This is a genomic window from Promicromonospora iranensis (assembly GCF_028994805.1).
In the GTDB taxonomy this organism is placed as follows: Bacteria; Actinomycetota; Actinomycetes; order Actinomycetales; family Cellulomonadaceae; genus Promicromonospora; species Promicromonospora iranensis.
This window is the reverse complement of sequence record NZ_JAJQQP010000009.1, coordinates 191,629-210,476: the sequence shown is the minus strand read 5'-3', so window position 1 is coordinate 210,476 and position 18,848 is coordinate 191,629. Positions and strand designations below refer to the sequence as shown.

Annotated in this window: 16 protein-coding genes and 1 pseudogene; 3 read left to right on the top strand and 14 right to left on the bottom strand. The window is 71.5% G+C overall.

Going from position 1 to position 18,848, the window contains the following annotated elements; genetic code table 11:
* Nucleotides 1-164: 164 nt before the first annotated feature.
* The 12 genes and pseudogenes from LUM46_RS16915 to LUM46_RS16860 form a co-directional block, all read right to left on the bottom strand.
* Entirely contained in the window at nt 165-2,054 is a 1,890-nt protein-coding gene (locus tag LUM46_RS16915; RefSeq protein WP_274995384.1) for an ABC transporter ATP-binding protein, read from the bottom strand.
* Nucleotides 2,051-3,985, bottom strand: coding sequence for an ABC transporter ATP-binding protein (locus tag LUM46_RS16910; protein WP_420875789.1), 1,935 nt, complete (start codon nt 3,983-3,985; stop codon nt 2,051-2,053). The genes LUM46_RS16915 and LUM46_RS16910 overlap by 4 nt, the downstream gene beginning before the upstream one ends.
* A 200-nt stretch (nt 3,986-4,185) precedes the next feature.
* Nucleotides 4,186-4,956, bottom strand: coding sequence for an imidazole glycerol phosphate synthase subunit HisF (gene hisF, locus LUM46_RS16905; protein ID WP_274995383.1), 771 nt, complete (start codon nt 4,954-4,956; stop codon nt 4,186-4,188).
* Nucleotides 4,956-5,909, bottom strand: a complete 954-nt coding sequence (locus LUM46_RS16900; RefSeq protein ID WP_274995381.1) for an FKBP-type peptidyl-prolyl cis-trans isomerase — start codon at nt 5,907-5,909, stop codon at nt 4,956-4,958. Before LUM46_RS16900 ends, hisF begins: the two co-directional genes overlap by 1 nt.
* Nucleotides 5,910-6,029: 120 nt before the next feature.
* Nucleotides 6,030-7,391 carry a Pup--protein ligase gene (pafA, locus tag LUM46_RS16895; protein WP_274995380.1) on the bottom strand — a complete coding sequence of 454 codons (1,362 nt, stop codon included), beginning with the start codon at nt 7,389-7,391 and terminating at the stop codon, nt 6,030-6,032.
* Nucleotides 7,392-7,696: 305 nt separating this feature from the next.
* Nucleotides 7,697-8,383, bottom strand: a pseudogene (gene prcA, locus LUM46_RS16890) (proteasome subunit alpha); the annotation flags it as partial.
* Nucleotides 8,380-9,219 carry a proteasome subunit beta gene (gene prcB, locus LUM46_RS16885; protein ID WP_374726984.1) on the bottom strand — a complete coding sequence of 280 codons (840 nt, stop codon included), beginning with the start codon at nt 9,217-9,219 and terminating at the stop codon, nt 8,380-8,382. The pseudogene prcA and the gene prcB, both read right to left, overlap by 4 nt.
* On the bottom strand, nt 9,216-9,413 hold the full coding sequence (locus LUM46_RS16880; protein ID WP_274995379.1) for a ubiquitin-like protein Pup: 198 nt from the start codon (nt 9,411-9,413) through the stop codon (nt 9,216-9,218). The genes prcB and LUM46_RS16880 overlap by 4 nt, the downstream gene beginning before the upstream one ends.
* Nucleotides 9,414-9,509: 96 nt before the next feature.
* On the bottom strand, nt 9,510-11,171 hold the full coding sequence (gene dop, locus LUM46_RS16875; protein WP_274995470.1) for a depupylase/deamidase Dop: 1,662 nt from the start codon (nt 11,169-11,171) through the stop codon (nt 9,510-9,512).
* 105 nt (nt 11,172-11,276) lie between these two features.
* On the bottom strand, nt 11,277-12,938 hold the full coding sequence (gene arc / locus LUM46_RS16870; RefSeq protein ID WP_274995377.1) for a proteasome ATPase: 1,662 nt from the start codon (nt 12,936-12,938) through the stop codon (nt 11,277-11,279).
* A 141-nt stretch (nt 12,939-13,079) separates the two neighbouring features.
* Nucleotides 13,080-14,093 carry a tRNA (adenine-N1)-methyltransferase gene (locus tag LUM46_RS16865; protein WP_274995376.1) on the bottom strand — a complete coding sequence of 338 codons (1,014 nt, stop codon included), beginning with the start codon at nt 14,091-14,093 and terminating at the stop codon, nt 13,080-13,082.
* 58 nt (nt 14,094-14,151) lie between these two features.
* The gene (locus LUM46_RS16860) at nt 14,152-15,327 is read right to left on the bottom strand and encodes a site-2 protease family protein (protein WP_274995375.1); all 1,176 of its coding nucleotides are present in this window, start codon (nt 15,325-15,327) and stop codon (nt 14,152-14,154) included.
* Between the two features lie 93 nt (nt 15,328-15,420).
* Here LUM46_RS16860 and LUM46_RS16855 point away from each other — a divergent pair, with 93 nt between their 5' ends.
* Nucleotides 15,421-16,341 carry a RecB family exonuclease gene (locus tag LUM46_RS16855; RefSeq protein ID WP_274995374.1) on the top strand — a complete coding sequence of 307 codons (921 nt, stop codon included), beginning with the start codon at nt 15,421-15,423 and terminating at the stop codon, nt 16,339-16,341.
* A 52-nt stretch (nt 16,342-16,393) separates the two neighbouring features.
* Here the strand turns inward: LUM46_RS16855 and LUM46_RS16850 are convergent, their stop codons facing one another.
* Nucleotides 16,394-17,083, bottom strand: a complete 690-nt coding sequence (locus LUM46_RS16850; RefSeq protein WP_274995373.1) for an HAD family hydrolase — start codon at nt 17,081-17,083, stop codon at nt 16,394-16,396.
* A gap of 145 nt (nt 17,084-17,228) precedes the next feature.
* On the opposite strand from LUM46_RS16850, the gene LUM46_RS16845 reads away from it, so the two are divergent.
* Entirely contained in the window at nt 17,229-17,789 is a 561-nt protein-coding gene (locus LUM46_RS16845; protein ID WP_274995372.1) for an HD domain-containing protein, read from the top strand.
* A gap of 17 nt (nt 17,790-17,806) precedes the next feature.
* Here LUM46_RS16845 and LUM46_RS16840 read toward each other — a convergent pair whose 3' ends face one another.
* Nucleotides 17,807-18,349, bottom strand: a complete 543-nt coding sequence (locus tag LUM46_RS16840) for a hypothetical protein (protein WP_274995371.1) — start codon at nt 18,347-18,349, stop codon at nt 17,807-17,809.
* A gap of 167 nt (nt 18,350-18,516) precedes the next feature.
* Here LUM46_RS16840 and LUM46_RS16835 point away from each other — a divergent pair, with 167 nt between their 5' ends.
* Entirely contained in the window at nt 18,517-18,747 is a 231-nt protein-coding gene (locus LUM46_RS16835; protein WP_274995370.1) for a hypothetical protein, read from the top strand.
* Nucleotides 18,748-18,848: the final 101 nt, after the last annotated feature.

The following is an 18,848-nucleotide window of genomic DNA, read 5'->3' as shown; positions in this document are numbered from 1 at the left end:
ATCAGGCCTGCCTGAGCCTCGGCGATGATCGCGAGATCGCCGGGGAGCTCGTTCCGTCGTCCCATGGCGCCGGCCAACGCCGTTCACACGGCGCGGCGGCGACGTGTCCGGCGGACCTGTGCACGGACTCCGTCCGGGTGATGGGTTGCGGTTCGGCGCAGTGGCTACCGGGTTTGGGATATCCAGCTCGCGTGCATACGGGCGTAGATGCCGTCGGCCGCGGCCAGCTCGTCGTGCGGGCCGACCTCGGCCACGTGACCCTCGTCCACCACGACCACGAGGTCGGACGCCTCTGCGGTCGAGAGCCGGTGGGCGATGGTGATCGTGGAGCGTCCGGCGGTCAGCGAGTCCAGGGCGCGCGCGATGCGGACCTCGGTGGCGGGGTCCACGGCCGACGTCGCCTCGTCGAGCACGAGCAGGTCCGGCTGGGCGAGGTAGGCGCGTGCGATCGCGACGAGCTGCCGCTCCCCCGCCGACAGCGCCTCGCCCCGCTGGCCCACCTCCGTGTCGAGCCCGTCCGGCAGGTCGGCGACCCAGTCGGACAGCCCGAGCTCGACGAATGCCTGCTCGACGGCAGCGCGGGTCTCGGGCGTGATCTCCACCGGTTCGGCCACCGGTCCGGTGGTCGGACCTGCCGCCCCACCCCGCAGGCCGTACGCCGCGTTCGCCAGCACGGTCCCGTCGAAGAGGAAGCCCTCCTGCGGCACCAGCACGACGCGCTCGCGCAGCGACGCGAACGTGAGGTCCCGCAGGTCCACGCCGTCCAGCTCCACGGCGCCCGACGTCGGGTCCATGAGGCGGGTGACCAGCTTGGCGATGGTCGTCTTGCCGGAGCCGGTCTGGCCCACCACCGCGACCTTGGTGCGCGGCGGCAGGTCCAGCGTCACGCCGTGCAGCACCTCTGGCCCGTTCGGGTACGAGAACCGGACGTCGCGCAGCGTGACGCGGGCGGGCCCGCGCTCCTGCGTCGTCGCGCCCGGCTTCTCGGCCACCTGCACCGGCGTCTCGATGACGGCGATCACGCGCCGCCACCCCGCCACCGCGTTCTGCAGCTCGTTGAGGATCTCGGTCGCCATCTGGACCGGGCCGGTGAACAGCTGCACCAGGAACAGGAAGGCCACGAGCTGACCGGCCGTCAGGCCGCCGCCCACGCCGAGCAGCGTTCCCACGACGACGACGATCGAGAGCACCAGGTTCGAGATCAGGACACCCGACGAGAACGTCGCGGCGACCAGGACCTGTGACCGGGCCTGCGCGCTGCGGGTGTCCTCGACGGCGCCGCCGATGCGGCGCCCCGTGCGCTCGGACACGCCGTACGCGCGCACCGTCTCGGCGCCCACGACGGCCTCGGAGATGGCGCCCAGCATCGCCCCGACCCGCTCCCGCACCAGGGTGTAGGCGCGGTTGACGTACTTCTGCCCGTACCGGATCACCAGGAACATCGGCACGAAGGCGACCCACACCACCGCCGTGAGGACCGGCGAGTACACGACCATCAGCCCGGTCGCCACCACGATCTGCAGCGCGCTGACGAGCAGCATGATGCCGCCCCACTGCACGAACAGCGACACGGTGTCGACATCGTTGGTGACGCGGGAGACCAGCGCGCCGCGCCGCTCGGTGTTCTGCGTCAGGGTCGACAGGTCGTGCACGTGCCGGAACGCCTTGACCCGCAGGGTCGCCAGGCCGGCCTCGGCCGAGCGGAACAGCCGCACGTTGACGAGCGCCGCGCAGAGCCCGGCCAGCACGAGCGCGCCCGCCGCGAGCGACGCGAGGAGCGCCACCCGGCCCGCGTCGGGTCCGTCGTCGGCCAGGATGCCGACGTCGATGGTCTGCTGCACCGCGAGCGGCACCACCACCCGGCCGGCGGCCGCGAGGGAGGCCAGCCCGAGCGTCACCCAGATGCCCCGGGCGATCTCGGGGCTGATCTCGATGCCCCGGCGCAGCGTCGCGAACACGCCGAGGCTGCTCGTCGACTCGATGCGCGCGCCGTCGGCGTCGAGCAGGTCCTCGGGCACGTCGGGCACGTCGCGCTCGTCCGTCGCCGCGGTCATCCGGCCACCTCTTCCAGCTCGTCGTCCAGCACACCGGCGGCGGCCGCGTCGGCCCGTTCCTGCTCCCTGCGCTCGGTCTCGACCTCGTAGGCCGTGGCCAGCTCGCGGTAGCCGGCGTCGCGCGCCATGAGCTCGTCGTGCGTCCCGGTGTCGACGACACGGCCGCCGTCGACGTGGATGACGCGGTCGGCGAGCGCCACCGACGACATGCGGTAGGCGACCATGATCACCGTGGTGCCCGACCTGCGGCCGGCGCCCGAGCCGGTCCCGCTGGCCGCCTGGCCGGCGGCCCGCTCGTCGGCCCGGTCGGCCAGCCCGCGCAGGATCTCCTGCTCGACCCGTGGGTCGACGGCGCTGGTCGCGTCGTCGAGCACGAGGAGCCGAGGGGCGCGGACCAGGGCGCGTGCGATCGCGAGGCGCTGGCGCTGCCCGCCGGAGAGGTTGGCGCCGCGCTCGCCGAGCGGCGCGTCGAGGCCACCGGCGAGCTCCCGCACGGTGTCCTCCAGGCGGGCGAGCCGCAGGGCCTCCCACACGTCGTCGTCGGACGGTGCGCCGGGCGCGCCCTCGTCGGCGAGGGTCACGTTGCCGCGCACCGTGTCCTCGAAGATGAACGTGGTCTGGGTGACGAACGCGACGTGGGCCGGGATCTCGCCGTCGGCCAGGGTTCGCGCGTCGACGCCGTCGAGCAGCACGTGTCCACGGGTCGGGTCGGACAGGCGGGCCAGGAGGCTCACGAGAGTGGTCTTGCCGGCGCCGGTGGTGCCGACGACGGCGACCGTCGTACCGGGCTCGACGTCGACGTCCACGCTGTCGAGCAGGGTGATCGTGCGGCCGCGCGCCCCGCTGATCGCGGGCACGTCGACGCCCACGCCGTCCAGGCGGACAGCGAGGCCGGCCTGGCCGGGCGTCTGCGGCAGGCGGGCGTCGCCGTACGCGAGGGCGCCCGTCGAGTCGACGACCTGCGCGATGCGCTCGTAGCCGACCAGCGCGCGCGGCAGCTCGCCGAGGACCCAGCCGAACGCCTGCACGGGCACGGTCATCATGGTGAGCAGGTAGGCAGCGGTGACGATGTCGCCGGCGACGACGTCACCGGTCGAGATGCGCCACGTACCGATGGCGAGCACCAGCAGGGTGCCGACCGCGGGCAGCGTCTGGATCACGGGGTCGAACAGCGAGCGCACGATGCCGACACGCACGTTGGCGGCACGCAGCTCCTGCGTGCGGGCGTCGAACCGCTCCTCCTCGCGTCCCTCCGTGCCGAGCGACTTGACCAGGAGTGCGGCCTCGAAGCTCTCGTGCGCCGCGTCGGCGACGTCGCCGCGCAGGCGCTGCGCCCGGGTCACGGCCGGGGACATGTGGCGCTGGTAGACGGCGTTGACGGCCACCGTGACGGGGATGACGGCGAGCGCCGCGAGCGCCAGCCAGGGGTCGATCGTCAGGAGCATGCCGATGGAGACGCCGATCATGACCACGACGCCGAGTGCGAACGGCAGCGGGTTGAAGACGCCGGTGGCGGCCTCCGTGTCGGAGGTGGTGTGGTTCAGGAGCTGGCCGGCGGGGTGCGCGCGGTGCCAGGAGGCGGGCAGGCGCAGGTACTGGCGGGTCAGCGCCGTGCGGTGGTCGGCCTGGATCCGGACGACACCGAAGCCCGCCCAGATGCGCCGGCCCGCGACGGACAGCGCGAGGGTCAGTGCCACGGCGGCGAGGACGAGGCCGCCGAGCCACACCCGGTCGCGCGCGACCTCGTCGCCGGCGATGGCGGGCACGACCACGGCGTCCGTGGCCCAGCCGACGGCGCGGCTCACACCGACGGTGAGGGCGCCGAAGATCGCCGAGGCGCCCACGGCCAGGGCGTAGATCCCCGGGTGGGACCGCATGCCGCGCCACATCAGCGCGAGCGACCGGCGGACACGCGAACCGGTCAGCCCCATCGGCCTGGGTCGCGGGGCGTCTGTGGGCACAGCTGTGGGCACGGCGAGATCTCGCTTCCTCGGGGACAGCAGAATTTTCTCACGGCCCGGGAATCGATTCGACAGATTTTCGCCCTGGGCGTCAACGACGTTACGACCTTGACCTAAGTTGAGGTCAAGCGCGCCGGCGGAGGGCTGGTCGCGGCCGGTGACGCCGGGCGTCAGCGGACGACGAGACCTGCCGCGCGCATCGTGTCCTTGACCTGGCCGACGGTCAGCACGCCGAAGTGGAACACCGATGCCGCGAGGACCGCGTCGGCCCCCGCCTGTGCGGCCTCCACGAAGTGCTGGGGCGTACCAGCTCCGCCGGAGGCGACGAGCGGGACGTGCACCCGCTCCCGCACGGCGCGGAGCATCTCCAGGTCGAACCCGGCGTTGGTGCCGTCGGCGTCCATCGAGTTGAGCAGGATCTCCCCCGCTCCCAGGACCGCCACCCGCTCCGCCCACTCCACGGCGTCGATGCCGGTGCCGCGCCGCCCGCCGTGGGTGGTGACCTCGTAGCCCGACGGCGTGGTGACGTCGCCCGTGACGCGGCGGGCGTCGACGCTGAGCGTCAGCACCTGCGAGCCGAACCGCTCGGCGATCTCGGCGATCAGCTCGGGCCGCGCGATCGCTGCCGTGTTCACGCCGACCTTGTCGGCACCTGCCCGCAGCAGGCGGTCGACGTCGTCCGTGGAGCGCACGCCCCCTCCGACGGTGAGCGGCACGAAGACCTGCTCGGCGGTGCGGCGCACGACGTCGACCATGGTCTCTCGGTCGCCGGACGAGGCTGACACGTCCAGGAACGTGAGCTCGTCGGCGCCCTCGGCGTCGTACCGGTCGGCGAGCTCGACCGGGTCGCCCGCGTCGCGCAGGTCGGCGAAGTTGACGCCCTTGACCACTCGGCCCGCGTCGACGTCCAGGCACGGGATCACGCGGATCGCGACGGACATCAGCCCTCCTTCTTCTCGGGTTCTTCCTCGGCACCCGCAGGGTGCGGATCGGCGCTGTGCGCATCGAGGATGTCGACCACGTACACCAGCGTCTCGCCGGCGAGCCGGCTCGTGGTGTTGGCGTGGCCGTCCTGCGGCGGTACCACCAGCATGACCTGGGAACCGACGGTCTGTTCCAGCAGTCCCTGGTCCCAGCCCTCGACCAGTCTGCCGATCCCGATCTCCGCGGACTGCGGCGGCGTGCCCTCGGTCCACGTCGTGTCGACCACCCCACCGTCGCTCCAGCGCACGGCGGTGAACTCCACGGTGACGATCTGGCCGGCGCGCACCTGATGCCCCGACCCTCGGATCAGCGGGTGCACCACCAGCTCCGACGGCGGCTCGACGCCGCGCGGGACACGTACGGTCGGGGCGCCGAGCTCGTCGAGGCGCACCTGTGGCAGGTTCTTGCCCGGTGCGGCCGCCTCGACGCCCGACGCACGAGCCGGCAGGACGTCCGCCACGAGCAGTACCGGGACGCCGTCCTGCTCCTCCATGAGCAGGAGCCGCGTGCCGACGCGCTTGCCCTCGAGCGCCTCGAAGAGGTGGTTGCCGAGCGACCGCTCGGTCATCGCGTACGCCACCGGCGCCGTGCGGAAGGTGTTCTGCAGCTCCGAGCCGTCCCGGCCGTCCTGCGCGTAGAGGTTCAGGAGCACCGGGTCGTCGCGCTCCAGCACGTCCCCCGTGCCGGGCCAGACCGTGCGCGAGCCGGGCTCGACCACGGCGAACGGCTGCTCGTACTCGAGCGTGGGCGGCGCGCCACTCGTCCCTTTGACCTGTAGCGGAGCCTGCGAGGCCGACGACGTCGGCGCCGGGCCGACGTCCACCGGCAGCGACGCGGGCGCGCACGCGGCGGTCACGGCCACCGTCGCCGCTGCCAGCGCGCCGACGACGACACGTACCCAGGAACTCACCAGCAGATTCTCCCACGACGCGACGATGCTCCCGGCACCGCGTCCCCGGTACGAGACCCTGCCCACAAGGAGGCCCCGGGAAACCGGCCCCGTGACCGGTCCCGGGGCGCTCGCCCCTGCTCACATGCTCTCGATCAGGCGCTCCACCCGGTCGTCGACACTCTTGAACGGGTCCTTGCACAGCACGGTGCGCTGGGCCTGGTCGTTCAGCTTGAGGTGCACCCAGTCCACCGTGTAGTCCCGCCGCGCCTCCTGGGCCGCCCGGACGAAGTCGCCGCGCAGCTTGGCCCGGGTGGTCTGTGGTGGCAGCGCCGTGGACTCGAAGACCTCGAGGTCGGTCGTGACCCGCTCGACCATGCCACGGGCCGCGAGCAGGTTGTACAGACCTTCGGTGCGGGAGATGTCGTGGTAGGCCAGGTCGAGCCGTGCGATGCGCGGGTCGTCGAGGCCCATGCCGTGCTTCTCCTGGTACCGCCGGATGAGCTTGAGCTTGATGGCCCAGTCCAGCTCGCGGTCCACGAGCGACAGGTCCTCCACCTCCAGCGCGCGCAGCCCTCGCTCCCACAGGTCGAGCACCTGCTTGACCACCGGCGTGACCTCGAGGTTGGCCTCCACGAGCTCACGAGCGCGCTCGTAGTACTCCGACTGGATCTCGACGGCCGTCATGGTCCGCCCGTTGGCCAGGGTCACGGCGTGCTTGCCCGTGCGGTCGTGGCTGATCTCCCGGATGGCTCGGATCGGGTTCTCCAGCGTGAGGTCCCGCATCGGCACCCCCGCCTCGACCAGGCGCAGCACGAGATCGGTCGATCCCACCTTGAGCATCGTGGTGGGCTCGGCCATCGAGGAGTCGCCGACGATGACATGGAGCCGGCGGTACAGCTCGGCGTCAGCGTGCGGCTCGTCGCGCGTGTTGATGATCGGGCGCGACCGCGTGGTCGCGCTGGAGACGGCCTCCCAGATGTGGTCGGCACGCTGCGAGAGGCAGAACACCGCGCCGCGCGGCGTCGAGAGCACCTTGCCCGCCCCGACGAGGATCTGGCGCGTGATGAGGAACGGCACCAGCACGTCCGACAGCCGTGAGAAGTCGCCGGACCGCCGCACCAGGTAGTTCTCGTGGCACCCGTAGGAGTTGCCCGCCGAGTCCGTGTTGTTCTTGAACAGGTGGATCTTGCCGGGGAGCTCCTCGTGCTCCAGGCGCTGCTGCGCGTCCGCGACCAGGCCTTCCAGGATCCGTTCGCCGCCCCGGTCGTACGAGACGAGCTGGCGCACGTCGTCGCACTCCGCCGTCGCGTACTCGGGGTGGGATCCGACGTCGAGATAGAGGCGGGAGCCGTTCCTCAGGAAGACGTTCGAGGAACGGCCCCACGCCACCACCTTCCGGAACAGGTAGCGGGCGACCTCGTCAGCCGACAGGCCACGCCCGTCGTCGGCCGCGCACGTCACGCCGTATTCGGTCTCGAGACCGAAGATCCTGCGGTCCATGGACTTCCCCTCCCTGTTCGCGGAACGTGCTGCTATCGCTCGGTGTCGGGCGTGCTGCCGGGTGCCTCCGGTCGCTCGTCCGGCTTCTCCTCGGTCGGGGATGCGTCGGTCGGGCCCTCCGGCCCGGCGTCCGACGCATCAGGGCCGGTGGTGGCGGTGTCGCCGGAGCCGGCGGCGGAGTCGGTCGGGTCCGGCGGAACCGTGTCCGCCGTCGAGGTGCCCGGCGTAGCGGTGCCGACGGGGAGGGCGTCCACCGGCGGGAGGTCGTCCCCCGTCGCCTCGCCCGAGGACGCCTCCGCACCGTCCGCGAGCAGGTCGGCCAGGACCGGCCGGGCAAGGCGCCGGAACGACCGCCGAGGCCGGCCCCGCTCCAGGACCGCGACCTCGAGCTGCGCCGCCTCGATGGTGCGTGACGAGGAGCCCTCGCCCGAGCCGAGTGCGGCCACGGCGAGCCGCAGCGCCTCGCCGAGCGACATGTTCTCGCGCCAGCCGTCCTTGACCTTCCGGCCCAGCTGCTCGGCCTGGCCGCCCATGACGACGAAGCCGTGCTCGTCCGCCACCGTGCCGTCGTACGTGAGCCGGTAGATCTGGTCGTCCTCCGGCGTCGCGCCGACCTCGGCGACGACGATCTCCACCTCGAGCGGCTTCGACTCGGTGATGAACACCGTGCCGAGCGTCTGCGCGTACGCGTTCGCCAGGCCCCGGGCCGTCACGTCCGACCGGTCGTAGGAGTAGCCGCGCATGTCGGCGTACCGCACGCCGGCCACGCGCAGGTTCTCGAACTCGTTGTACTTGCCGACGGCCGCGAAGGCGATGCGGTCGTAGATCTCCGAGATCTTGTGCAGCGCACGCGACGGGTTCTCCGTCGCGAACGCGATACCGCCGTCGTAGGCCAGCACCACCACGGACCGGCCGCGGGCGATGCCCTTGCGGGCGAAGTCCGCCCGGTCCTTCATCAGCTGCTCGGGCGAGACGTAGAACGGCATGTTCATGCGAGGTGCCCCCTCTCTCGACGCTGCGCCACGATCTGCTCCGCAACGCGGGAGATCTCCGCGTCCTCGATGCGCTGATAGCCGTCCACGGACACCGTCGCGACCACGGGGAAGATCCCGCGCACGGTGTCAGGGCCGCCCGTCGCCGAGTCGTCGTCCGCGGCGTCGTAGAGCGCCTCGACCGCCACCTGGACCGCGGCGTCCGCGTCCATGCCGCGCCGCCACAGCTTCTTCAGGGAGCCCCTGGCGAAGAGGGATCCCGAGCCCACGCCGTGGTGCTCGTGCTCCTCGTAGCGGCCACCGGTCGCGTCGTAGCTGAAGATGCGGCCGGTGTCCTTGTCCAGGTCGTAGCCCGCGAACAGCGGCACGACGGCCAGCCCCTGCATCGCCATGGGCAGGTTGGCGCGCAGCATCGTGGCCAGGCGGTTCGCCTTGCCCGTGAGCGAGAGCAGCGATCCCTCGATCTTCTCGTAGTGCTCGAGCTCGAGCTGGAAGAGCCGCACTAGCTCCAGACCGATACCGGCGGAACCGGCGATGCCCACCGCCGAGTACTCGTCGGCCGGGAACACCTTCTCGATGCTGCGGCTGGCGATCATCGGCCCGGCGGTGGCGCGGCGGTCGCCCGCCAGCAGGACGCCACCGTCGAAGGTGAGCGCCACGATCGTGGTGGCGTGCGGGGACAAGGTCGCCGGGTCGGTCACGCCCGCCGGCATGACTCGGTTACCGGGCAGGCGGTCGGGGGCATGCTCGGCCAGGAAGTCCACGAAGGACGACGATCCCGGACGCAGGAAGGCGTCCGGGAGTCGTCCTGTGGTGCGGTCTGCGCTCAGGGTCACTGCCCACCCTTCTGGACGAATCCACGAACGAACGACTCGGCGTTGGTCTCCAGCACGTCGTCGATCTCCTCGAGCAGGGCGTCGACCTCGTCGTCGTCCTTCTGCGCCGCCGCCGCGGCGGGCGCCGGGGTCTCCGCGTCGTCGTCGGGAGTGCGGTCCTCTTGTGACGGGTTGATTCTTTCCTGACCGGCCATGATCGCCTCCTGGTGATTCTCTGACGTAGTGCTGGTCTCGAAGCCTAGGCCCTGACCTCAGGTATTGACCCTAGGCGGTGACACTGACATCCCCGGTCACCTTCTTCCGGAGAGTCCCGCGAGCAGGGCCGCGGCGTCGGGGCTCGCGTCGAGCAGCGCACCGATGTGGTGGCGTGTGCCCCGGGTCGGGTCGAGCATCGGCACGCGCTGCAACGCCTGGGACCCGTCGACGTCGAAGATGACGGAGTCCCAGCTCGCCGCCGAGATCTGGCTCCCGTAGCGGGCCATCACCTCGCCCCGGAAGTAGGCGCGCGTGTCTGTCGGCGGGTGCTGCACGGCTCGTGCGACGCTCTCCTCGTCGACGATGCGGTCCACCGCACCCTTGGCGAGCAGCCGGTGGTAGATGCCTCGCTCGGGACGCACGTCGGACCACTGCAGGTCCATCGCGTGCAGCCGGGGGTGGTCCCACTCCAGCCCGTCCCGCGAGCGCAGGCGGTCCAGGAGCCGCATCTTGGCGATCCACTCCACCTCGCGCGCGCAGGAGCCCGGGTCGGTGCCGAGGCGTTCGAGGACGGACGTCCAGCGGTCGAGCACGGCGTCCGACTCCGCGTCGGTGCCGAGCACCTTCAGGGACCGTCGCACGACGTCGGCGACCTCACCCTGCACCTCCAGCGCCGTCATGGTCCTGCCGTCCGCCAGGTCGAGCCGCGCGGTCAGCGCGAGGTCGCGCGAGACCTTCTGCACGTCGCTCACCGGACTGGCCAGCCGGAGCGCCTCGAGCTCGGCACGGGCCTCCACGCCGGCCTCGGCCAGCTCGTCGAGGTGCTCCAGCACCCACAGCACCAGCGACGTCGTGCCCGTCTTCAGGTAGGTGGGCACCTCCATCAGGTTGGCGTCCCCGAGGATGAGGTGCAGGCGACGCCACCGCTGCCGGTCGGCGTGCGGCTCGTCGCGAGTGTTGACGATGGGCCGGCGCAGCGTCGTCTCCAGGCCGATCTCGGCCTCGATGTAGTCGGCGCGCTGGGAGATCTGGTAGCCCGCGGTACCGCTCGTCGCCCCCAGGCCGACGCGCCCGGAGCCCGTGAACACCTGGCGGGTGACGAGGAACGACGTGATGAGCTCCGCGAGCGTGGTGAAGGGCAGCGACCGGTCCACGAGGTAGTTCTCGTGCGTGCCGTAGCTGGCGCCCTTGCCGTCCACGTTGTTCTTGTAGAGGACCACCTCGCTACCGGGGAAGCCTGCCAGCTCCCTCAGGGCGGCGAGCATGACCCGCTCGCCGGCGACGTCCCAGCGGACGATGTCCTCGGGTGACATGACCTCGGGCGAGGAGTACTCGGGGTGGGCGTGGTCCACGTACAGCCGCGCGCCGTTGGTGAGGATGACGTTCGCAGCGCTCGGGTCGTCGTACTCGTCGGTGGCGGGCCGCTCGACCTCCTGGGTCGGGGCCGACCGGCGTCGGCCACGGCCGGGCAGGCCGGGCTCCACCACGGGGACCTGACCGGTGACGGGGCCCGACGGCGCGGGCCGCGCCGGGTCGTCGGTCAGCATCGAGGGCTGCGCCGAGGCGCGGTCGAGGTGGAAGCCCCGCGCGTCCTGCAGCGGGTCCTCGTCGTCGTAGTCCCAGCGAGCCTTGCCACCCGTCCCCTCGGAACGGGTGGAGATCGCCCGGTAGGTCGTCACCACCTGGCTCGACAGCAGCATGGGGTTGGCCAGGGGGCGACCTGGTTGCAGGACCCCGTACTCGGTCTCTATGCCCATCACACGACGCACGCTCACGTTCACCACCCTATGCCGGAGTAGTCCCGTTGGTGAGGCAGGGTCCGCGCCCGCCGGACGACGGACGCGGACCCTGCTCCATGGCTGTCAGAGGTACTGACCGGTGTTCTGGACGGTGTCGATGGTGCGCGGCGTGGCGCCCTCGCCCTTCTTCTGGACGATGGTGCGGATGAAGACGATGCGCTCGCCCTTCTTGCCGCTGATGCGCGCCCAGTCGTCGGGGTTGGTCGTGTTCGGGAGGTCCTCGTTCTCCTTGAACTCGTCGACGCACGCGGTCAGCAGGTGCTCGACGCGGATGCCCTTCTGGCCGGTGGCCAGGAAGTCCTTGATGGCGTTCTTCTTGGCCCGGTCCACCACGTTCTGGATCATGGCGCCCGAGTTGAAGTCCTTGAAGAAGAGGGTCTCCTTGTCGCCGGAGGCGTAGGTGACCTCCAGGAACTGGTTCTCCTCGTCCTCCGAGTACATCCGCTCCACGACCGACGTGATCATGCCGTCGAGGGCCGAGGCGATGTTGCCGCCGTACTCCGCCACGTCGTCCGCGTGGATCGGCAGCTCCTTGGTGAGGTACTTGCCGAAGATCTCCTTGGCGCCCTCGGCGTCGGGCCGCTCGATCTTGATCTTCACGTCGAGACGTCCCGGGCGCAGGATGGCCGGGTCGATCATGTCCTCGCGGTTGGACGCGCCGATGACGATGACGTTGTCGAGCCGCTCCACGCCGTCGATCTCGGCAAGGAGCTGAGGCACGATGGTCGTCTCCACGTCCGACGAGAGGCCGGTGCCGCGGGTGCGGAACAGCGACTCCATCTCGTCGAAGAAGACGACGACGGGCATACCCTGGCTGGCCTTCTCCCGGGCACGGGCGAAGATCAGGCGGATGTGCCGTTCGGTCTCGCCCACGTACTTGTTGAGCAGCTCCGGGCCCTTGACGTTGAGGAAGTAGCTCTTCACCTCCGGGTTGCCCCCGTGAGCGCGAGCGACCATCCCGGCGAGGGAGTGGGCCACCGCCTTGGCGATGAGCGTCTTGCCACATCCGGGCGGACCATACAGGAGCACGCCCTTGGGCGGGCGCAGACCGTGCTCCCGGAACAGGTCGGGGTGGGCGAACGGCAGCTCGACCGCGTCCCGGATCGCCTCGATCTGCTGACCGAGGCCACCGATGTCCTCGTACTCGATGTCCGGGACCTCTTCGAGGACCAGCTCTTCGACCTCGGACTTCGGCACGACCTCGAAGACGAACCCGCTGCGGGTGTCGACGGTGAGCGAGTCACCGACGCGGAGCGGCGCGTCCATCACCGAGCCGGCGAGGCGCACCACGCGCTCCTCGTCCGCGCGGCCCACGACGAGCACCCGGTCGCCCCCGAGCATCTCCTTGACGGTCACGAGCTCGCCGGTGGTCTCGTACTCGCCGGCCCCGACGACCGTCATGGCCTCGTTGAGCTTGACCTCCTGGCCAGGGCTCAGCCGCGTGACGTCCAGGCTGGGGCTGGCGGAGACGTGCATCTTGCGGCCGGCGGACGAGATGTCCACCGAGCCGTCCGTGTGCGCGCCCAGGAACACGGCGTACGTGCCCGGCGGCTTGGCAAGATCGTCGAGCTGTTTCTTCAGCTCGACGATCTGGTCGCGCGCCGCACGGAGAGCCTCCGCCAGGCGCTCGTTCTTGGCTGAGAGGAGGGCAATCTGGCGCTCGTAGTCGCGGTTTGGCAAAGACTCGTGCTCGGGATGGTTGTATCCTGACGTGTTCTCGGTCATGACATCCCCTCTCGTAGGGCCCGGGAGGCGACCATATGACGCAAACGCCTCCGAGAACAGCACTCTAAGCACAGTCACTGACACACCGGGAGTAAGAACACCCGTTTGAGACGTCCGGGGTGCTCGATCGTTACAGCCCGTTCACGCAGGCGGGGCGTTCGTGTCCGCGGGCGCAACGCCCAGGTCACGTCGCACCTTTCGGACCTTCTTGTCCGACACCGCGCGCTCCCCGAGCTCCTCCGGCGTCCACTCCGCCTCGGGCGTCACGGGGTACGCACCCTTGGCAGGACGCCGTTTCCGCTCGGGCGCGACGACACCGTCGGCCATCCGGCGGGCGATGATGAGAAAGCCCGTGTGACCGATCATCCGGTGCTCGGGACGTACGGACAGACCCTCGAGGTGCCACCCGCGGATCATCGTCTCGAAGGCCGCCGGCTCGGTGAACCGGCCGTCCGCACGCAGGTCTTCTGCTGTGCGCGAAAGTTGGGTGGTGGTGGCCACGTAGCAGACGAGCACCCCGCCGGGGGCGAGCGCCGAGGCGACCGCGTCGACGTTTTCCCAGGGGGCGAGCATGTCCAGGACGACGCGGTCGACGGTGCCCGGCTCCGCGACCTCGGGCAGCACGTCGGAGAGGTCACCGACCGAGAGCTCCCACGCCGGGTGCGGCCCACCGAAGAACGTCTCGACGTTGCCCTGGGCGATGGCCGCGAAGTCCTCGCGCCGCTCGATCGAGTGCACGTGGCCGGCGTCGCCGACGGCGCGCAGCAGCGACATCGTCAGCGCACCGGAGCCGACACCGGCCTCGACCACGCGTGCACCCGGGTAGATGTCGGCCATGGCGACGATCTGCGCGGCGTCCTTCGGGTACACGACGGCTGCGCCGCGGGGCATCGACAGGACGTAGTCGGCCAGCAGCGGGCGCAGGGCGAGGTACTCGATCTCCGCGGTGTTGACGACCACCGAGCCCTCGGGCTGCCCGATGATCTGCTCGTGCTTGAAGTAGCCCTTGTGCGTGTGGAAGGTCCCGCCAGGCTGCAGCGTGATGGTGTGCAGGCGACCCTTGGGGTCGGTGAGCTGGACCTTGTCGCCCACGCGGAACGGGCCTCGGCGCAGTTCGGCGCCAGTGGCGGTCGGGGTATCGGTGGGTGTGGTCACGACGGACCATCCTAGGCGCTGGGCTCCCCGCCCGCGTGCCCCGGGGCGGCGCCGTCGGTCACGTCGCGCGGACCGCCCGCGCGACGTCGGCGAGGTCGAGCACCCCGGTGACCCGGCCGGCGTCGACCACCGGGACCAGTCTGGCGCCACCCGACCGCTGGGCCAGGTGCGTCAGCAGCGCCGTGCCCGACATCTCCGGGTGGACCGCTGACCCCGGGACGAACGGCACGGCCACGGCGTCGACCTGGGTCAGCTCCCGGGCCGACGCCGGTACCGCGTCGACGGCGTCGCCGTCGAGCACCGCGACGGGAGCGTCGTCGTGCCCTCCCACGACGACCACGTAGTGCGCCGGCACCCCGCCGCCCGCCGCCGCGGCCCGGGCGCTCAGCGCCCCCGCGACCGTGGAGCCGAGCGGCACGAGGACGGCGGGGCCGGCGAGCGCCGCGGCGGAGAGCCCGTCGATCGCCTCCCTGCGCAGGCCGTTCGTGATCGCGGCGCCCGCGCCCGCCCAGAGGAACGCCCCGATCAGCGCGGACCACAGCACGGTGGTGAGCCGTGGGGTGGTGCCCTGCACGAACGGCACCGCCAGGGCCCAGACCAGGACGCCGACGGCGACGACGCGGCCCACCCAGCCGGCGATGATCGTGCCGGTGGTGCGCTTGCCCGTGCCGGCCCAGACGATGGACTCGAGGATCTGGCCGCCGTCGAGCGGCAGCCCGGGGAGCAGGTTGAACGCCCCGACGAAGGCGTTGGACAGGGCTCCCGCGTACAGCAGGAGCGTCGGCACGTTCAGCACCGGTGATGCCTGGTACGCGAACCAGAACCCGGCCGCGAGCGCCAGGTTCGTCAGGGGCCCGACGACGGCGACGAGGAAGCCGTCCAGCGGTCGTCCCAGGCCGCCGGTGTAGGCGGTGTGGCCGCCCCAGAGCGTGACGGCAAGCTCGGTCACGTTCTGGCCGCGCGCCCGGGCGACCAGCGCGTGCGCGGCCTCGTGCAGGAACACGGAGCCGAACAGGAGCAGCACGAACGCGAACGCCACGAGGTAGGCGCCCGCGCCGAGCCCCGGCGCGAGCGCCTGGACGTTGGGCACGAACAGGATCGTCAGGATGAACGCCGCGAGGAACCAGGACCGCGTGACGATGACTGGAGCGCCGGCCACGCGGCCGATGACGAACCCTTTCGAGCGCTGCGGGGCGGGCGGTGCGGGCGTGGAGGCGGGCTCCGAGGTGGTCACCGGACAAACCTATCCGCCCTGTCACGCTCGGGCGCACGGCACGCTGTGGACGGCTGCCCGGGGATGTCGGTGACCGCGCCTAGGGTTGGGGCCATGACGACGACGGAGGTATCCCAGGAGCCGGTGCTGGACGTGACGGCGGAGGCGGCCGACGACGCCGTGTCGACCGTGCGTGCGCCGTCGCGGCCGCCGGCCCTGTCCCCGTCCCGCGCGAACGACTTCATGCAGTGCCCTCTGCTGTTCCGGTTCCGGACGGTGGACCGGCTGCCGGAGCCGCCGTCAGCCGCCGCGGCACGCGGCACGCTGGTGCACGCGGTGCTGGAGCGGCTGTACGACGCGCCGCTGGGCGAACGCACGCTGGCCGCCGCGCACGACCTGCTGCCCGGTGAGTGGGACCGGCTGCTGGAGGCGGACGACCGGTACACGTCGCTGTTCACCGACGGGATCGGGCCGGACGGGCAGGATCGCGAGGGGTGGCTCGCGGGAGCCGGCTCGCTGTTGGGCACCTACTTCACGCTGGAGGACCCGAACCGGCTGGAGCCGGCCGAGCGGGAGCTCCTGGTGGAGTCGCAGCTCGACGGGGGCCCGCTGCTCCGCGGCATCGTGGACCGGCTCGACGTCGCGCCGACCGGCGCCGTGCGGGTGGTCGACTACAAGACCGGCAAGTCGCCGCGCCCGGGCTACGAGTCGTCGGCGGTGTTCCAGATGCGCTTCTACGGGCTGGTGCTGTGGCGCGAGCGCGGCGTGCTGCCCAAGATGCTGCAGCTCGTGTACCTGGGCGACGGTCAGGTGCTGCGCGGCGAGCCCACCGCGGGTCAGCTGGAGCAGACGGAGCAGAAGATCCGCACCGTCTGGTCGGCCATCGAGGACGCCGCGCGGACCGGCGAGTGGAAGCCACGCAGGTCGAAGCTGTGCGGCTGGTGCGCGCACCAGTCGATGTGCCCGGAGTTCGGCGGTACGCCCCCCGAGATCCCGGAGGGTGCGATCCCCCTGCGCCTGGGGATCGCCGTCTGAGCCGGGACGACCGGGTCACGGCTCAGCCCAGCACGACTCAGCCCGGCACGGCTCAGCCCAGCAGGTCGATGACCTCGCCCGACACGATCCGACCGAGGGCCTCGAGGTCGATCTGCTTGAGCGATCCGGCGCGGCTCAGGCCGGGTCGTGGCGGTACGGGCACCTCGGCGGGCACGCCGAGGGTGCGGGCGCCCGACGCGAGCGCCGAGGTGATCCCCGGGCCGGAGTCCTCGATGGCCACGCAGTCCTCGGGCCGCACGTCGAACAGGCCGGCGGCCACGAGGTAGGGCTCCGGGTCCGGCTTGCCGTGCGCCACCTCGTCACCGGTGACGAGATGGGCGAAGGTGCCGGCGGGGGCGCCGTCGGCCACGACCTCGGCCTGGCTGCGGTAGGACATGGTGACGATCGCGCAGGGGACCCGCGCCGTCCGCAGCTCGTCCAGGAGCTCCAGGACACCGGGCCGCCACGGCACCGCCTCACGCAGCTGCTCGTTGACCCTGGCGACGAGCCAGGCGACGATCTCGGCAGGCTCGAGCGGGACGCCGGCGTCGCGCAGCATGGTGCCGGTGGTCAGCAGCGCCTGGCCGACGGCGCCCAGCGCGTCCTCGTGCGTCCACGTCGCTCCGTGCGCCGCGACGATCTCGCGCTCGGCGCGCATCCAGTACGGCTCGGTGTCGACCAGGGTGCCGTCCATGTCGAACAGGACGGCGGCGGGAAGGACAGCGGAGGAGTCGTGGGGCACCGGGACATCGTAGGTGCCGACGTTGTACACCCGGTAACCGGCTGGGAGACACGAGTGACGGTCCAGCGACACACGCGACACACGGGACACACGGCTCCGGTAGCGGCGCGACGACGAACCGCGCGGGATCCCGGACGATAGCCCCATGACGCACACCGCCGCCTCCGGCATCGCCGCCTTCACCTTCGAGATGGGCGTGCTCAAGCGCCTGCGCCGTTCCGGCTGGTGGCAGGTGGGTGTCCGGGACCCGGAGTCCGTGGCCGAGCACAGCCTGCGGGTCGCGCAGCTCGCCGCCCTGCTGGCCGCGGAGGAAGGCGCCGACCCGGCGCGCGCCGCCTATCTCGCGCTCTGGCACGACTCCCAGGAGACCCGTATCACGGACCTCCCGCACACAGCCCGCCCGTACGTCACCAAGCCGGACAACGTGGCGGTCACGCGCGACCAGGTCGCTCCCCTGCCGCACGCCGCCGCCGCGACCGTCGTCGATGCCGTCACCGAGTTCGAGGCGCAGCAGACGCCGGAGGCGCGCTGCGCGCGCGATGCGGACAAGCTGGAGTGCCTCGTCCAGGCGGTCGAGTACCGGCACGGCGGCCAGGCCGGCGTCCAGGAGTGGATCGACTCGTCCTACGCGGCGCTCCGCACGGACGTCGCGAGGCGAGTGGCGGACGCGGCGCTCAGCCAGTCCCCCATGAGCTGGCGGGGCTGAGGAGAGCGTGCCGCGGTTCAGTCCGTGAGGAGCTGCTCCGCCCGCTCCTCCTGGTCGGCGTCGAGCTGGGTCCTGCCGAAGGCGGCGACCGCCTGGTCGAACGTCTCGTTCACCGTGGGCTCGATCTCGACGACGCCCGCCGGGGACACCATCGCCTCGTCGTACTCCGCGATCCACGCGTCCATGTGCGCCATGTAGGCGTCGCGAGCCCGGTCGAGCTCGCTGCCGTCGGGCAGCGTCACGGCCTGGGCGTCCTCCTTGGCGGCCAGGACGTCGGCCCGTGCCTCCTCGGCGAGGTCGGGCACGTCCGCCATGAGCGCGGTGGCCAGCTCCTGCTGCTGTCCGGCGTCGGAGGTGGCCTCGATCTCGTCGAACCGGCCGCTGATCTCGTCGATGTAGTCACGCATCGTCGACTCGCTGTGCTCCACGGCGTCGAGCAGCACGTCAGCGGGCTCGCTGGTGCGTTCGGCCTGGGACCAGGCGATGCCGCTGCCGGCGCCGGCGACGACGAACGCTCCGACCGCGGACAGCAGGGCCCGGTGGTTTCGCAGGTTGAGCATTCGTTCATACTCGCCCGAACCTCGGGTACTTCGCGCACCTCGCAGTGTGATTCGTGACGGAGCAATCAGACATATGCCCTTCTTTCGGGCAGCGAATCCCTGCTTCCTGGATCCCTCCGGACCAAAAACGCTGGGCGAGGCCCGGTGGGCGAACCTACCGTGGCGCCATGCCGAAGATGCGTGTGGAGCTCCCGGCAGCAGACCGGGCGACGGCCCAGAAGATCCTCCGGAAGTACGCCGACGGCGGCAACGACCGGCCCTCCGACGATGCCGTCCTCGAGGAGATCTGGCGCCTCGGCCACACCCCGGCAGGCCGGCCAGAGTGTGTCGGGATCACCAACGGTTCGCCGACCTACCTGAAGTTCGACGTCGAGGTCCACCCCGGCGTCTCGCGCTGACCCTCACCACAGCGGGTCGGCCCACACGTCGGGGCCGTCATCTCGCTCGTACCGGGAGAACGTGTCGGCGTCAGCCGCGATACCGCGGGCCTCGAACACCG

What these genes read in the sequence shown, in the direction of transcription:
- LUM46_RS16855 (WP_274995374.1), top strand. Translation starts at nt 15,421, where the DNA reads ATGACGACGACGGAGGTATCCCAGGAGCCGGTGCTGGACGTGACGGCG.
- LUM46_RS16835 (WP_274995370.1), top strand. Translation starts at nt 18,517, where the DNA reads ATGCCGAAGATGCGTGTGGAGCTCCCGGCAGCAGACCGGGCGACGGCC.
- LUM46_RS16910 (WP_420875789.1), bottom strand. Translation starts at nt 3,985, where the DNA reads ATGGGGCTGACCGGTTCGCGTGTCCGCCGGTCGCTCGCGCTGATGTGG.
- hisF (WP_274995383.1), bottom strand. Translation starts at nt 4,956, where the DNA reads ATGTCCGTCGCGATCCGCGTGATCCCGTGCCTGGACGTCGACGCGGGC.
- LUM46_RS16840 (WP_274995371.1), bottom strand. Translation starts at nt 18,349, where the DNA reads ATGCTCAACCTGCGAAACCACCGGGCCCTGCTGTCCGCGGTCGGAGCG.
- dop (WP_274995470.1), bottom strand. Translation starts at nt 11,171, where the DNA reads ATGGGCATAGAGACCGAGTACGGGGTCCTGCAACCAGGTCGCCCCCTG.
- LUM46_RS16880 (WP_274995379.1), bottom strand. Translation starts at nt 9,413, where the DNA reads ATGGCCGGTCAGGAAAGAATCAACCCGTCACAAGAGGACCGCACTCCC.
- pafA (WP_274995380.1), bottom strand. Translation starts at nt 7,391, where the DNA reads ATGGACCGCAGGATCTTCGGTCTCGAGACCGAATACGGCGTGACGTGC.
- arc (WP_274995377.1), bottom strand. Translation starts at nt 12,938, where the DNA reads ATGACCGAGAACACGTCAGGATACAACCATCCCGAGCACGAGTCTTTG.
- LUM46_RS16845 (WP_274995372.1), top strand. Translation starts at nt 17,229, where the DNA reads ATGACGCACACCGCCGCCTCCGGCATCGCCGCCTTCACCTTCGAGATG.
- LUM46_RS16915 (WP_274995384.1), bottom strand. Translation starts at nt 2,054, where the DNA reads ATGACCGCGGCGACGGACGAGCGCGACGTGCCCGACGTGCCCGAGGAC.